Below are 14,872 nucleotides of genomic sequence, written 5' to 3' on the forward strand. Positions count from 1 at the left end.
CTATCGGGGCTAGGATTCCCAGTAAATCTAATTTATATGTTTTTAAACTGAAAACTGCGACTGATTACTGTGTGCTTTTTTCTAATTCTTTCATTACATCAACCAATACTTGAACACTTTCTAATGGAAGCGCATTGTACATAGAAGCTCTGTAACCACCTACAGAACGATGTCCGGGTAATCCAGATATTCCAGCTGCTTTCCACATAGCGTCAAAAGTTTCAGCATGAGCTGGATCATTTAATAAGAAAGTAGCATTCATATTTGAACGATCTTCAACAGCAGCAGCTCCTTTGAATAATGGGTTTCTGTCAATTTCTCCATAAAGCAATGCTGCTTTAGCATTATTTATTTTTTCGATTGCAGCAACACCTCCAAGGTTTTTCAACCATTGTAAAGTCAATAAAGACGCGTAAACTGGGAAAACAGGTGGAGTATTATACATGCTTTCTGCTTTGATATGTTTAGTATAATCCAACATGCTTGGGATTATTCTGCCATTTTTACCTAAAATTTCCTCTTTCACAACAACCAAAGTAGTTCCTGCTGGGCCCATATTTTTTTGTGCTCCGGCATAAATCAAATCAAATTTAGAAAAATCCAATTCTCTTGAAAATATATCAGAACTCATATCACATACAATTGGCATATCAAGTGATGGAAATTCCTTCATTTGTGTACCAAAAATAGTGTTGTTACTGGTGCAGTGGAAATAATCAGCATCTGAAGGTACAGTGTATCCTTTTGGAATATGATTGTAATTTTGTTCTTTCGAAGAAGCTACAACAACAGTTTCTCCAAAAAGTTTTGCTTCTTTTATTGCAGCAGTTGCCCAAGTTCCTGAATCAAGATAAGCAGATTTTCCACCTTCTTTCATTAAGTTGTAAGGAGCCATAATAAATTCTAAACTAGCTCCGCCAGCAAGAAATAATGCTTGATACCCTTTTCCTTCAAGGTCTAAAAGTTCAATAACAAGAGCTCTTGCTTCATCCATAACGGCAACGAAGTCTTTGCTTCTGTGCGAAATTTCTAAAATGGATAACCCAGAATTGTTGAAATTTAAAATAGCTTGTGCTGATTTTTCAAAAACTTCTTGTGGTAAAATACAAGGTCCTGCGCTGTAGTTGTGTTTTTTCATGGTGTAGTTTAAGTCCAAAAAATTAAAGTGCAAATTTCGGTAATAGGAGTTTAAAAAGCGTTAAATAATTCGAAAAAATTAAACAATTTTTGACTATATTGTTAACAAAAATGAAATAGTATCGGTATTATCTGCATAATTCCACAATTTAGGTTTTTGCGTTTGTCCAAAATCAATACTGTTTTCTATCAGATTATTACTTACAATACACTGAATTTGCTCGTTTTCAGATTGTAATCGTATTTGTAAATCATTGATGTCATCGTAAAATTCATAAAACACACTAGAAATAGGTGAGGCATGACTTTTATCTTCTTTTAATGTCAAAAATCCATTGTCCAATAATTTAAAATTACTCATCAGGAAAACGGCTTTGTTGTAATCATAATTGTTTGCGTATTTTTCGTAATGAATAACATCCTGGTACTCAAATATGGCTTCAAAAAAGGCATCGAAAGTATACCCTTTTGGGACAAAAAGTTTAGAAACATTGCGACATCCTAAACCAAAATATCGGAATATATCTTCACCCAAAGCGGTTAGTTGTTCTTTAGTTTCTTTTCCGTTCAAAACTGCAACCGAATTCCTGCTTTTTCTGATTATGGAAGGTTTGTCTTTGAAATAATATTCAAAATAACGGGCTGTATTGTTACTTCCTGTTGCTATAACTGCATTGAAATTTTCTAGTTTCCCCTCAACGAAAGTTATTTTATTAGCCAATCCAGGGTCAACGGCTATGATATATTTAGCTAAAAACGGTAATAAATGTTGGTCATTTGAGGATGTTTTTACTACTACATTATGTCCTGTGATTAAAACCGACAAGAAATCATGAAAACCCACCAGTGGAATATTTCCGGCAAGAATTAAGGCTATGTTTTTAGGTTCGTTTATTTGAAAATCGTAAGCAGAAAGCCATTGATTTAAATTTTCTTCGGTTAGTGCTTCTGCCCAAGATTGAATAGAAAAATAAACTTGTTCAGGCGTATACCATCCATTATGGGATTGAGATAATTTTATTAATTCGATAAAATCATCAAAAAATAGATCGTTATGCAAAACAGTTGATTTCTTAGACGAATTATCTTCGGAAAATTGACTTAAAAACTTTCCTAATTCGATAAAACTTCGTTTTTTTTCGTTTTGTAACATAAGTAACTTGTATATGAATAGTTTTGATTGTAATTTTGCACAAAAATAAGCTATAATAAGTTATAAGTCAAAAGAGAAAAATTGTTAAATGGTTTTATCTCATAACTCATAACTTTTAACTCATAAAAAGATAAAGATGGCAATTATAATAACAGATGAATGTATCAATTGTGGCGCTTGTGAACCAGAGTGCCCAAATACTGCAATATACGAAGGAGCCGATGATTGGAGATATAAAGATGGAACAAAACTTAAAGGGAAAGTGATTTTACCTGATGGTACCGAAGTAGATTCAGATGAAGCTCAAACTCCAATTTCTGACGAAATTTACTATATTGTTCCGGGAAAATGTACAGAATGTAAAGGTTTTCATGATGAGCCACAATGTGCGGCAGTATGTCCTGTTGACTGTTGTATTCCGGATGAGAATCATGTAGAAAGCGAAGAAACTTTGTTAAACAGACAAGCATTTCTGCATAATGAATAGATTCTTATAAAAACTGACGAAAAAAAATCCTGAGCATTACTCAGGATTTTTTTTTTTTCGATCTAGACAATTACTTCTTATTCTTTAACAATAATGTAAGTTGTAACAGTTACTTTATCTGTTTTGTAGTCATAAGATTCTAAAATTAGATTTCCATTTGCATCAAAATAACCGTATGAAGTTTTATTTTTTGCATTATAAATATAATTATTATTTGATGTTTTTCTTAAAATGGCTGCTTTTTTACCGTCAGGAAAATACATGGTATAACCACTATTGTCAGTTGAAACCTGATATTTTTTGCCGTTTAAATTGTAATAGGCAGATCTGTCGATATCAATTACTTTAGTAATTCCGTTTGTGGTAACTTGAGTAGTTGCAGTAACTTGAATAGGAGTTTGTTTCATTTCTTTATTCAGGACATTAGAATCAGCATCTTTTAATTCAATAGTTTGAACTTCCTTAACTTCCTGAGTTTTGATTGATTTTTTTTCTCCTTCTGAATCTTTAACCGTTGTAACGGTAGTTTTGACTTCTGATTTTACGTTTTCATTTTGCGCTTGAATAGTTAATGATAATAAAAAAACAGACATTCCTAAAATTATAGTTTTCATGATATTTAATTTAATAATTTGTATATAACAAAGTTACAGTTGTCTGATTGTAAATTTGTTGCATAATTATTGTAAAAAATTACATTATTTACATAAAAAACTATGTGTGATTTATTTCGAAATGGCTTTGTTTTTTTTCGCGACTATAACATACGTATCGTAAGCATACGTTTTTCTATCAATTGTTTTAATGATTTCAAAACCATTTAAATATAAAAACAATTGGATTTCATTTAAGGTAAATACGCGAACTGTTGAAAAATCGTCTGCAATTATTTCTTTTTCACCGTCTTTCAAGGTATAATATTGCGCTGTCCATTCCAGCATAAAATTATCTGATAAAGTTGTCTTCCAGTTGCTGTTTCTGTAATATTTTATTCCTTCATATTCGGCTTCGTGTATTATTACTTCGTTTTCTTTGATAAAGGGAATAAAACGATTGGCATCTATAAAATCAAAAATGAGCATTCCATCCTTATTAAGATTTTTATAAATAGAATCAAAAGTGCTGTTTACATCATCATTTGATATTAAATAACTGGTGGAACGTCCCGTGATGATGATCGAATCTACCGGTTTTTCCAGTTCAAATTCCCTCATATCGCCATGAATGAAAGTGCAGTTTTTATTCCTTTCTTTTGCTATCGCAATCATGCTCTGACTGTAATCCAGACCGATATAATCTTGATGATTTTCCTGAAATCGTTTGGCAAGATTGCCTGTGCCACTCCCAATTTCCAGAATAGTTTTACAATGGTATTCTTGTATTAGACTATTATAAAACTGATATTCCTCATCATAATCAATGAAGGTTTGGTACATAGCATCAAAAATTGCTGCCATTTTTCCGTCATAAAGATTTGTCATGATATTTGTTTATATAAGTACTAAATTTAAGGAAAATAAACGAAATAAAAAAAGGACTATCTTTCGATAGCCCTTTTGAAATTATTTGATAACCGAATTAGAATTTATAGTTTAAAGATAAATTAAACATAGTTCCTAATTGGCTAAAGTGATATCCATCATACGTCATTTGAGAATAACGACCGTTGAATGTAATTAAGTTAAATTGTGATTTTACTTGTGCAGGGTTGTTCAAAAGTGCAGTTCCTGCCGCATTTTCTGCTTTAAATTCCCATTCTGGTAAAACGTTTAATAAATTATTCACGTTTAACGCTAATGTTAACTTGTCTGTTGCAGAAAAATTAATTCCTAAATCGGTAACCACTTTTGGTGTAAACTCAGTTCTTAAATCAGGACTCATTCCCTTTTGATGAAATGTAGCTTTTCCAAAGTAAGTGTTGTTAAGGGAGAAACCAAATTTGCCTATTTCGTAATTGCCTCCCAAAATCCATTTTGTTTCCGGTCTAGAGGTAAACATTAAAGATTCTTGATCTGGTCCAAAACTGGCATTCGTAACGTCAGAGATTCTTTCATTTTGGAATGTTACGTTTCCTGATAAATTGAATCCTAATTTTCCATCACCTAACATTATATTAGTATAATTCATAACGACATCTAAACCTGATGTTCTGGAATCAAATGCATTAGCAAACCAACTTACTGTTCCGAATTGTGTAGCTACTTCATCACTTAAAATAATTCGGTCTTCTACTTTAATGTTATAATAATCTAAAGTAAAATTAAAGTTTTTTATAGGTTTTGCACCTATTCCCACAGTAATGTTAGTTGATTTTTCAGCGTCTAATTGAGGAATTCCCAATTGGCGTGCTTGTGGAGAAACATTGTTTATAATACCACTAACTTGGATTCCTTGACCCGGTACAAATGAATATTGTGATTTTTGGGTATAAATTTGATGTAAAGTTGGTGCTCTAAATCCAGTTGAAGCAGATCCTCTTAAAGTAATTTTGTCATCAAGGAATTTATATCTTAAACTCAATTTTCCAACGGTTGCATCACCAAAATCACTGTAGTTTTCATAACGAACGGTTCCGTTTATTAAGAAATTTTCTGTAATATCATAAGCTAAGTCAAAATAGGCACCAAGATTGTAGCGGTTCCATTTGCCTGAATTTTCAGGTCTGTTTCCGGCAAATGAATCAGCACCAGTTCCTTCCCATGACGCTTTATCCCCTTCAACCACCTCGAAATTTTCTGTTCTAAACTCAGAACCAATACCAATACTTACTTTGTCAGATACGGCTTTAGAAATATCGATATTTCCTACGATATGATTGAAAGAAGTTCCTCCAGGTTTGAAAGTTATCGGGCTATTTTCTTGATAAATATGTTCTCCACTAATAGGATCAACTAAGTCAGATCTATTGTGTGAGTTTTCTACGGTATAGGTTTGTTTGTTACCGCCTGCAGTTATACTGGCATCAGTATTCCATCCATTCTTTTTTGATTTGTAACCCAAGGTTGCGTTATAATCACCTAAATCACCTACAAATGTTGGTACATAACCATTATAGGAAGGATTTGCAGAATCACCGTTACCAAAGAAATCGTTTAAGTAAGGATAACTCGCTAATGTTCTCCAATACGGCGTTCTATAATTAGCAAATGAGTTTACTTTTTTGTAAACATAAGCAGCATTATAATACAATTGTGTTTCATCGGATAAATCAAATCCACCGTTTACCAAGAATTTTGCAGCAGCGGTTTCCGGCGAACCATTGATGTTTCCAGCGTCTGGTTTTTTTGCAAGAAAAGCTTGGACATCAGAAAGAGAAGCTCCAAAATCTCCAGCATCTCCAGCGGCATCTACTGTTCCAGGTCTGTTAGATAAGTTGACTTTAGAGAAATCTACAGTATAGTTTACAAATCCTTTTTCTCCCACGGTAGAACCATTGTTCAAACTTACCCCTAGCATTTCGCCATCACCTTCAGAAGTAATCCCGCTTCTTACAGTCACAGATCCATTACCTGTGTTTTTCTTCAAGATGATGTTCATTACCCCGGCAATCGCATCAGAACCATATTGAGCAGATGCACCATCACGAAGAATCTCTACTCTTTCGATGGCGTCAGTAGGAATGGCAGAAATATCAGCACCTGTTTCACCGCGTCCCGGAGAGGTTTGTACATAAAGTAAAGAACTTAAGTTTTTACGTTTCCCGTTGATAAGAATTAAGGTTCTACTTGGTCCCATATTTCTGATTTCATAAGGATCTAGTAAAGAAGTCGCATCGTTTACCGGTGTTTGAACCGTATTAAATGAAGGAATTTTGTACTGTAATGCTTTATCAAAACTAGCCTGACCAGTAGAAGCTAAATCTTTTGCAGACAATACATCAATAGGTAAGGCAGTTGTGGTATTACTTCTTGGCGCAGTTCTGGTTCCCGTAACTACAATCTCATCCAAGGCTTGTCCGCCTTCTTCCGCTAATACTACATCTATTGTAGAACTAGTAGCTGCTTTTTCTACTTTATTGAATCCTACATAGCTAAAAACTAAAGTGGCTCCGTCTTTAACTTTTATTTTATAAGCCCCATCGATATCAGTTGAGACACCGTTGTTTGTCCCTTTTTCGATAATGTTAACTCCTGGTAACCCAGCGCCAGTGTTATCTTTTACAACACCAGAGATTTCTTTTTGCGCAAAAAGAAACGTGACGTTTAGCAAAAAAAATAATAATGTAAACTTTTTCATAAATAGTTGATTTTGGTTTTTGTTTGGTTTGAAATCGGATGCAATATAATATTTTTTTAATATAACATTAGTATATCATTAAAAAATCACAAAATAATTATCATATCATTAAAAAAACATGCGAAAATTATTGCATCAATAAATTGTTATAAAAAAAATTATTACATCGATAAATTGTTACAAAAAAATAGAGCTAGAGTATTAATGTAATGATTATGCTGTCTAACATTTATTAAATCTTATATTTGCAAACTTTTAAAGTAAATACTAAACTTTTAACGGGAGACCGTTATCTGTAAACAAAAATATCATGAAATCGTCATGATTCCGTAATAAAAAAATATGAAGAATGGCGATGCCATATTCCATTAAAAAACAAATATTATCTACATATGAAAGCAGGAATTGTAGGATTACCAAATGTTGGAAAATCAACATTATTCAATTGTTTATCAAATGCAAAAGCGCAAAGTGCTAACTTTCCTTTTTGTACCATCGAACCAAATATAGGTGTTGTAAATGTTCCGGATTCCAGAATGGAAAAACTGGAAGAATTAGTAAAACCAGAGCGCGTGCAAATGGCGACTGTTGATATCGTTGATATTGCAGGATTGGTAAAAGGAGCCAGTAAAGGAGAAGGTTTAGGAAATCAATTTCTTGGAAATATTAGAGAGTGTAATGCGATAATTCACGTTTTGCGTTGTTTTGATAACGATAACATTGTTCACGTTGACGGAAATGTAAATCCAATTCGTGACAAAGAAACTATTGATATTGAGTTGCAGTTGAAAGATCTTGAAAATGTTGAAAAACGTTTAGAAAAAGTGAAACGTGCCGCAAAAACCGGAAATAAAGAAGCAATTGTTGAAGAAGGGTTGTTAAACAGAATTAGAGAGACTTTACTTCAAGCCAAATCGGCCAGAACTATAACTCCACAAAACAATGATGAGGAAGTTTTGATGGAAGGTTTCCAATTGATTACGGCAAAACCAGTATTGTATGTTTGTAATGTAGATGAAAATTCAGCAGTTAGCGGAAATAAATATGTAGACCAAGTTCGCGAATTGGTTAAAGATGAGGATGCTGAAGTTATTGTGCTTTCTGTAGGTGCTGAAGCTGATATTACGGAATTGGAGAGCTATGAAGAACGTCAGGTTTTCTTAGAAGACATGGGTTTGCAAGAGCCAGGTGCATCTGTATTGATTCGTGCTGCTTACAAATTATTGAAACAACAAACCTATTTTACAGCAGGAGTTAAAGAAGTTCGTGCTTGGACTATAAATATTGGTACAACTGCGCCACAAGCTGCGGGAGTTATCCACACTGATTTCGAAAAAGGATTCATCCGTGCCGAAGTTATTGCTTATGAAGATTTCGTTCATTATGGGTCAGAAGCAAAATGTAAAGAAGCAGGAAAATTCAAAGTGGAAGGAAAAGAATACATCGTGAAAGATGGTGATGTAATGCATTTTCGTTTTAATGTATAGTTGTATTTAGTTAATTATCAGAATATAAAAAGGAACCTACAAAGTGATTTGTAGGTTTTTTTTGTTTTTGTTAAATCATTTTTGTTACTTTATGTGCCCCAATCGAAAATTTTTTAGCCATGAAACTTCAACAAATCATTATTAATGATAAAAAGAAAGATAAGATTCTTTTTTCTTCCAATGGTTTTAACTCAAGAAAAGCAAATCTGGTACTGGCTTTTGGTGAAAGAGTTTTTTTAGATGATATACTGCCCTATAAAAAAATAAAAGATTTATACCCAGAAGCACATATTGTTATTTGTTCTACTTCAGGGCAAATTTCTAATACCAATTTAGTTGAAAATAATATTGTAGCTACCGCAATAAATTTTGAAAAAACAGCTATAAAAGTTTCTGAAATTGATATTTTTAAAAATTCTGATATTCATGAGTTAGGGAATATAATTGAAAGAGACTTTTTTGATAAAGATCTAAAATCGATACTTATTCTTTCGGAAGGTAGTTTTATTAATGGAACGGAACTTATAAACGAATTAGTAAAACAAACTAAAGGAGCAATCCCTATTTTTGGAGGACTGGCTGGGGATGAATATAAATTTGAAAAAACTATTGTGGGTTTAAACAGCGATGCCTCTCAAGGTAAAATTGTAGCTGTTGGCTTTTATGGAAATGCTATTCATTTTGGTTTTAGCTCTAAAGGTGGTTGGAGTGATTTTGGTCCGGAAAGAGAAGTTATGCTTTCAGAAAAGAATGTATTGTACAAAATAGGGGATAGGTTTGCATTAGATTTATACAAAGAATATCTTGGGAAATATGCCGAAGAATTACCCGGCTCGTCATTATATTTCCCGCTTTCTATGAAAGAAAATAAAAATGCCGAACCAATTGTAAGAACTATTTTGTCTATAGATGAAGAAAAAAAATCAATGACTTTTGCCGGAAATATTCCTCAAGGCTCTTTCGTTAGATTGATGAAAGGAAATTTAGACAAAATAATAGATGCTTCTTACAGCGCCGCTTTGCAAATATTTTCGAAACAATCTGCTAAACCGGAATTAGTATTGTTGGTAAGTTGTGTGGGACGAAAAATTGTTCTTGGCAATAGAATTGAAGAAGAACTTGAAGTTGTAAAAGAGGTTTTTGGCGAAGATACACTAGTTTGTGGTTTTTACTCTTATGGTGAAATTTCTCCAACACTTAAAAAAGTAGCCTGTGAGTTACATAACCAAACGATGACAATTGCAACTATTTATGAAGAATTGTAATGGAGAAAGAAAATATACACAGGCAGCTTAACAGGCAAATAAAAAAGTATTTTTCGGATGGCTTCATTGCGAATAATGAAGCCATCCAAAATTTTATTGAAGTTGTAAATCTCTCTTATTTGAATTTTGAAAAAGATGCTGAATTATTTGAACAATCTTCACGTTTGAATGATTTAGAATATTATGAAATAAATCAAAAATTAAAATCAGAACTAGAAAAAAAAGAAAACATACAGAACAAGTTAATTCAAGCCATAAAGCAATTAAACGACAATGAAATAAAATTTGAGAATGAGGACGGCTCAATTGATTTACTGCAAATCTTACGTAATGAAATAGAATCTAAGAAAGAATTTCAAGATCAATTGTATTTAGCAAAATCGAATGCTGAAAAAGCCAATGAAGCTAAGTCGGATTTTCTCTCTATCATGAGTCATGAAATTCGAACTCCTTTAAATGCAATTATTGGTTTGATTTATATTATGGAAAAAGAAAATACGTTAAATAGTTTTCAGGAAAATCTGGAAGTTTTAAAGTATTCAGCACAAAATTTATACATGCTCATAAATGATATTCTAGATTTTAATAAAATAGAAGCAGGGAAAATTGACCTTGAAAAAATCCCATTTGATTTTAAGGAATTAGTTTTACATATCGAAAAATCTTTAGAGACAAAAGCATCAGAAAACTTAAATAGGATTGAGGTAATTATTGATGATAAATTTATTACGAACGTAATCAGCGATCCTTTAAGGATTGGTCAAATCATTACAAATTTAGTTTCAAATGCTATAAAATTTACTAAAAATGGATTGATTCAAATTAAAATAGATCAAATTCAACAAAGGGATGGCATTTCTATTTTTAAAGTTCAAATTATCGATAACGGAATTGGAATTGACATCGAAAAGTTTAAATTGATTTTTCAAAAGTTTGAACAGGCAGAAGCAAAAATCACTAGGCAATTTGGAGGAACGGGCTTGGGGTTAGCAATAACAAAAAAACTACTCCATTTATTGAATTCAGATATCGAATTGCAAAGTGAAATAGGAATTGGTTCTAACTTTAGTTTTGTTTTGGAATTACCGATTTTTTCAACAAATTTAGAATTAAAAAACAACATTGTATATCATGATTACAAAGAAGAAAATCTAGACGGATTAAAAGTTCTTTTGGTTGAAGATAATTTGATAAATATCAAAATTGCCGAAAAAATATTGAAGCAATGGAATGTGAATGTTGATACTGCAGAGAACGGACTTATTGCCATTGAAAAATATAAATCAAACGCGTATGATATTATTTTAATGGATTTGTCAATGCCGGTAATGGATGGTTATGAAGCAACAGCAATCATAAGAAGTACAAATACATTGATTCCAATTATTGCATTGACAGCCTCCTCTTCTTATAGTTATCTTGAAAAAGCGATAAAGATTGGTATAAATGAATGTATTATAAAGCCATTTAACCCAAAAGAATTAAACATGAAATTGAGAAAGTATTGTCGGTAATTTCTTTAAATATTGGTGGAACAGTATCATTTGTAATTTTAAATTACCTTTTTCTGTGTAATAGATCTTTTAATTTTTATTACTTTTAATAAAAATAAATCACCATGAAAATCATTGCTTTCGGCGGAAGTCCCAGTAAAAATTCCATCAATAAAAAATTAGCAACTTATGCCGCTCATCTTTTTGAAAATGCAGATATTGAGGTTTTAGATTTAAACGATTTTCAAATGCCAATTTTTAGTGTTGATATAGAAAAAGAAATTGGTCAGCATGAATTGGCAAAAGCATTTTTGGCTAAAATTGCCACAGCTGATATTTTAGTCGTTTCGCTTGCAGAAAACAATGGCAATTATTCTGCGGCTTTCAAGAATGTGTTTGACTGGTGTACCAGAATAACTGCTAAGGTTTTTCAGGAAAAGCCAATGTTACTTATGGCAACATCACCCGGAGCCAAAGGGGGAGCAAGCGTTTTGGGAATAGCAAAAAACGCTTTTCCTTTTTATGGTGGTAATATAAAAGCAACTTTCTCACTTCCCAGTTTTGACGCTAATTTTGATGTTGTAAACGGTAAAATTTCCAATCCAGAATTGGACAATCAGTTGAAAGAGATTATCAAGAATTTTTGAGTTTTTCAACCTTTTATTTCTTTTTCTAAAATCTGTAATCTGAATTCTCAAATCTGTAGTCTTTTTCCGTTGTCAATATCATTCTTAATAACTTTGATGGCTTCCTATTTTAAATTTTATCGAATTATACTACATTAGCACAAAATCCACAAATTTTAAAATGTCCGAACAAAATCAATATACCGAAGATAACATTCGGTCGCTCGACTGGAAAGAACATATTCGCATGCGTCCCGGAATGTATATTGGGAAACTTGGCGATGGTTCCTCTCCAGATGATGGTATTTATATTCTTCTAAAAGAGGTGCTCGATAACTGTATCGATGAGTTTGTCATGGGTGCAGGAAAAACTATTGAGGTAACTATCAAAGACAAAACAGTTACTGTTAGGGATTACGGTCGCGGAATTCCATTGGGAAAAGTGATTGATGTAGTTTCCAAAATGAATACGGGTGGAAAATACGATTCATTGGCATTTAAGAAATCCGTTGGTTTGAATGGAGTAGGGACAAAAGCTGTGAATGCTTTGTCCAATTATTTTCGTGTAGAATCCGTTCGGGACGACAAACAAAAAGCAGCTGAGTTTTCTGCGGGAAATCTGGTTCTTGAAGAAGATATTATTGAAACTACTAAGCGAAAAGGAACCAAAGTAGCTTTTACTCCTGACGAGGCGATTTTCAAAAATTACAAATTCAGATTCGAATATGTAATCAAAATGCTCAAAAACTATTGTTACTTAAACAATGGATTGACCATTTTATTCAATGGCGAAAAATACTTTTCAGAGAATGGTCTGAAAGATTTATTGGAAGAAACCATTCATGCAGATGATTTAGAATATCCAATCATCCATTTGAAAGGCGAGGATATCGAGATTGCCTTAACGCACAGTAAAACACAATACAGCGAAGAATACCATTCCTTCGTAAACGGACAAAATACAACGCAAGGAGGAACACATTTGGCAGCGTATCGTGAAGCGATTGTGAAAACCATTCGGGAGTATTACAATAAAAGTTTCGAAGCATCAGATGTTCGAAAGTCTATTGTTACAGCTATTAGCATCAAAGTAATGGAGCCGGTTTTTGAGTCACAAACCAAAACCAAACTGGGTTCAACTGATATGGGTTCTGAACCAGGAATGCCATCGGTTCGTACTTTTGTAAATGATTTTGTGAAAACGAAGTTAGATAATTATTTACACAAGAATCCTCTAACTGCAGAAGCATTGTTGCGAAAAATTCTTCAAGCCGAAAGAGAGCGTAAAGAATTATCCGGTATTAGAAAATTAGCGACAGATCGAGCCAAAAAAGCTAATTTGCATAACAAGAAATTAAGGGATTGTCGTGCCCATCTTCCGGATACTAAAAATCCTAAAAGTTTGGAGAGTACACTTTTTATTACTGAGGGAGATTCGGCTTCTGGGTCAATTACCAAATCGCGGGATGTAAATACACAAGCCGTTTTTAGTTTACGTGGTAAGCCCTTGAATTCGTATGGAATGAGCAAGAAAATTGTTTATGAAAATGAAGAATTCAATTTATTGCAAGCGGCACTAGATATTGAAGATGGATTAGAAAAATTGCGTTACAACAACATCGTAATTGCAACTGATGCCGATGTCGATGGAATGCACATTCGATTATTATTGATTACTTTTTTCTTGCAGTTTTTTCCTGAATTAATAAAAGAAGGCCATTTGTACATTTTACAAACACCACTTTTTAGAGTTCGAAATAAGAAAGAAACGATTTACTGCTATTCTGATGACGAACGAAAAGCAGCAATCGAAAAATTAAAACCAAAACCGGAAATCACTCGATTTAAAGGATTGGGAGAAATTTCTCCAGATGAGTTCAAAAATTTCATTGGAGAAACCATTCGTTTAGATCCTATTATGATGGATAAAAATACCTCAATCGAACAATTATTGTCTTTCTATATGGGTAAAAATACTCCAGATCGCCAAGAATTTATCATCAAGAATTTGAAGGTAGAATTGGACGTGATTGAGAAAGTTTAAAATTCAAACTGATATAGAATAATATGGAAAATCAAGATGTTCGATGGAAGCAGAGGTTTCAGAATTTTGGAAAAGCTCTTTCTCAATTAACAAAATTTATTGAAAAAGGGGAACTTAATGAACTTGAAGAGCAGGGTTTGATTCAAAGTTTTGAATATACACATGAATTGGCTTGGAACGTGATGAAAGACTTTTTGATATTTGAAGGAATTCAAAATATTGTTGGATCAAGAAGCGCTACAAGAGAAGCTTTTAATAAAGGTTTATTTGAAGAAGGACAAATTTGGATGGACATGATAGAAAGCCGAAATGAAAGTGTTCATACCTATAATGAGGAAACAGTCGATAAAATAGCTCATAAAATAAAAGAGGTTTATTTTTTAGCTTTTATTAATTTTAATGAAAGAATGAAAACATTTTTATGATGAAATTTGGCTTAAATAAAGAAACGATTTCTAAAATAAATTCAGTTTTTGTTAAACATTCTGAAATCGAGAAGGTAATTATTTATGGTTCCCGAGCAAAAGGGAATTTTAGAAATGGCTCGGATGTTGACCTGACACTTTTTGGAAATGAATTGAAGTATGGTTTAGTTGGAGAAATAAATTTCGAAATTGATGATTTGAATACTCCTTATTTATTTGACATTTCAATTTATAATCAATTAACTTCCGAAAGTTTAAAAGACCATATCAACCGAGTAGGGAAAATTTTTTATAAAAAAATTTGAAATTTCTTGAACTTTAAGAAAAATAAATTAACGAAGTCTGGAAACAATTAATCGAAAATAAATAATTTGGAAATTTCTATGCTTTTCTCAATGCTCAATGACAGCCAAATAGAAGGGCAAGCGCCGGTTTAGGGAAAACCAAAACATTACTGCAAAAAAGTATTTATTAGATTATGTAGTAGATAAAATTCACACGAAAAATTCTTGGAAGAAT

The 14,872-nt window shown here is 32.5% G+C and carries 13 protein-coding genes; 8 read left to right on the plus strand and 5 right to left on the minus strand.

Features of this window, described 5'->3' with window-relative positions:
• Window positions 1-64 precede the first annotated feature (64 nt).
• Window positions 65-1,138 carry a 3-phosphoserine/phosphohydroxythreonine transaminase gene (serC, locus tag FNW38_RS06980; protein ID WP_143386428.1) on the minus strand — a complete coding sequence of 358 codons (1,074 nt, stop codon included), beginning with the start codon at window positions 1,136-1,138 and terminating at the stop codon, window positions 65-67.
• Window positions 1,139-1,231: 93 nt separating this feature from the next.
• The gene (locus tag FNW38_RS06985; RefSeq protein WP_143386429.1) at window positions 1,232-2,290 is read right to left on the minus strand and encodes an acyl-CoA reductase; all 1,059 of its coding nucleotides are present in this window, start codon (window positions 2,288-2,290) and stop codon (window positions 1,232-1,234) included.
• A gap of 136 nt (window positions 2,291-2,426) precedes the next feature.
• On the opposite strand from FNW38_RS06985, the gene FNW38_RS06990 reads away from it, so the two are divergent.
• Window positions 2,427-2,777: a 4Fe-4S dicluster domain-containing protein gene (locus tag FNW38_RS06990; RefSeq protein ID WP_143386430.1), complete on the plus strand. Its 351-nt coding sequence runs from the start codon at window positions 2,427-2,429 to the stop codon at window positions 2,775-2,777.
• A 77-nt stretch (window positions 2,778-2,854) separates the two neighbouring features.
• On the opposite strand, the gene FNW38_RS06995 is transcribed toward FNW38_RS06990, so the two are convergent.
• The 3 genes from FNW38_RS06995 to FNW38_RS07005 all read right to left on the minus strand — a co-directional run bounded on the left by FNW38_RS06995 (window position 2,855) and on the right by FNW38_RS07005 (window position 7,013).
• On the minus strand, window positions 2,855-3,391 hold the full coding sequence (locus tag FNW38_RS06995) for a hypothetical protein (protein ID WP_143386431.1): 537 nt from the start codon (window positions 3,389-3,391) through the stop codon (window positions 2,855-2,857).
• A 111-nt stretch (window positions 3,392-3,502) separates the two neighbouring features.
• The gene (locus FNW38_RS07000) at window positions 3,503-4,258 is read right to left on the minus strand and encodes a class I SAM-dependent DNA methyltransferase (RefSeq protein WP_143386432.1); all 756 of its coding nucleotides are present in this window, start codon (window positions 4,256-4,258) and stop codon (window positions 3,503-3,505) included.
• Between the two features lie 97 nt (window positions 4,259-4,355).
• Entirely contained in the window at window positions 4,356-7,013 is a 2,658-nt protein-coding gene (locus FNW38_RS07005) for a TonB-dependent receptor (protein WP_143386433.1), read from the minus strand.
• Between the two features lie 392 nt (window positions 7,014-7,405).
• On the opposite strand from FNW38_RS07005, the gene ychF reads away from it, so the two are divergent.
• The 7 genes from ychF (at window position 7,406) to FNW38_RS07040 (ending at window position 14,658) form a co-directional block, all read left to right on the plus strand.
• Window positions 7,406-8,500: a redox-regulated ATPase YchF gene (gene ychF, locus FNW38_RS07010; RefSeq protein ID WP_143386434.1), complete on the plus strand. Its 1,095-nt coding sequence runs from the start codon at window positions 7,406-7,408 to the stop codon at window positions 8,498-8,500.
• A gap of 119 nt (window positions 8,501-8,619) precedes the next feature.
• Window positions 8,620-9,765, plus strand: a complete 1,146-nt coding sequence (locus tag FNW38_RS07015; protein ID WP_143386435.1) for an FIST signal transduction protein — start codon at window positions 8,620-8,622, stop codon at window positions 9,763-9,765.
• Complete coding sequence (locus tag FNW38_RS07020) at window positions 9,765-11,279, plus strand: response regulator (RefSeq protein ID WP_143386436.1); 1,515 nt, start codon at window positions 9,765-9,767, stop codon at window positions 11,277-11,279. Before FNW38_RS07015 ends, FNW38_RS07020 begins: the two co-directional genes overlap by 1 nt.
• 104 nt (window positions 11,280-11,383) lie before the next feature.
• Window positions 11,384-11,905: an NADPH-dependent FMN reductase gene (locus FNW38_RS07025; protein WP_143386437.1), complete on the plus strand. Its 522-nt coding sequence runs from the start codon at window positions 11,384-11,386 to the stop codon at window positions 11,903-11,905.
• Window positions 11,906-12,065: 160 nt separating this feature from the next.
• Window positions 12,066-13,928, plus strand: coding sequence for a DNA topoisomerase IV subunit B (locus FNW38_RS07030; RefSeq protein ID WP_143386438.1), 1,863 nt, complete (start codon window positions 12,066-12,068; stop codon window positions 13,926-13,928).
• Between the two features lie 23 nt (window positions 13,929-13,951).
• Entirely contained in the window at window positions 13,952-14,353 is a 402-nt protein-coding gene (locus FNW38_RS07035) for a nucleotidyltransferase substrate binding protein (protein WP_143386439.1), read from the plus strand.
• On the plus strand, window positions 14,350-14,658 hold the full coding sequence (locus FNW38_RS07040; RefSeq protein WP_143386440.1) for a nucleotidyltransferase domain-containing protein: 309 nt from the start codon (window positions 14,350-14,352) through the stop codon (window positions 14,656-14,658). The genes FNW38_RS07035 and FNW38_RS07040 overlap by 4 nt, the downstream gene beginning before the upstream one ends.
• Window positions 14,659-14,872: the final 214 nt, after the last annotated feature.

The organism is Flavobacterium gawalongense (assembly GCF_007097265.1).
Classification (GTDB): domain Bacteria; phylum Bacteroidota; class Bacteroidia; order Flavobacteriales; family Flavobacteriaceae; genus Flavobacterium; species Flavobacterium gawalongense.

Coding starts and splice junctions, on each gene's coding strand:
- serC (WP_143386428.1), bottom strand. CDS start 1,138: ATGAAAAAACACAACTACAGCGCAGGACCTTGTATTTTACCACAAGAA.
- FNW38_RS06985 (WP_143386429.1), bottom strand. CDS start 2,290: ATGTTACAAAACGAAAAAAAACGAAGTTTTATCGAATTAGGAAAGTTT.
- FNW38_RS06990 (WP_143386430.1), top strand. CDS start 2,427: ATGGCAATTATAATAACAGATGAATGTATCAATTGTGGCGCTTGTGAA.
- FNW38_RS06995 (WP_143386431.1), bottom strand. CDS start 3,391: ATGAAAACTATAATTTTAGGAATGTCTGTTTTTTTATTATCATTAACT.
- FNW38_RS07000 (WP_143386432.1), bottom strand. CDS start 4,258: ATGACAAATCTTTATGACGGAAAAATGGCAGCAATTTTTGATGCTATG.
- FNW38_RS07005 (WP_143386433.1), bottom strand. CDS start 7,013: ATGAAAAAGTTTACATTATTATTTTTTTTGCTAAACGTCACGTTTCTT.
- ychF (WP_143386434.1), top strand. CDS start 7,406: ATGAAAGCAGGAATTGTAGGATTACCAAATGTTGGAAAATCAACATTA.
- FNW38_RS07015 (WP_143386435.1), top strand. CDS start 8,620: ATGAAACTTCAACAAATCATTATTAATGATAAAAAGAAAGATAAGATT.
- FNW38_RS07020 (WP_143386436.1), top strand. CDS start 9,765: ATGGAGAAAGAAAATATACACAGGCAGCTTAACAGGCAAATAAAAAAG.
- FNW38_RS07025 (WP_143386437.1), top strand. CDS start 11,384: ATGAAAATCATTGCTTTCGGCGGAAGTCCCAGTAAAAATTCCATCAAT.
- FNW38_RS07030 (WP_143386438.1), top strand. CDS start 12,066: ATGTCCGAACAAAATCAATATACCGAAGATAACATTCGGTCGCTCGAC.
- FNW38_RS07035 (WP_143386439.1), top strand. CDS start 13,952: ATGGAAAATCAAGATGTTCGATGGAAGCAGAGGTTTCAGAATTTTGGA.
- FNW38_RS07040 (WP_143386440.1), top strand. CDS start 14,350: ATGATGAAATTTGGCTTAAATAAAGAAACGATTTCTAAAATAAATTCA.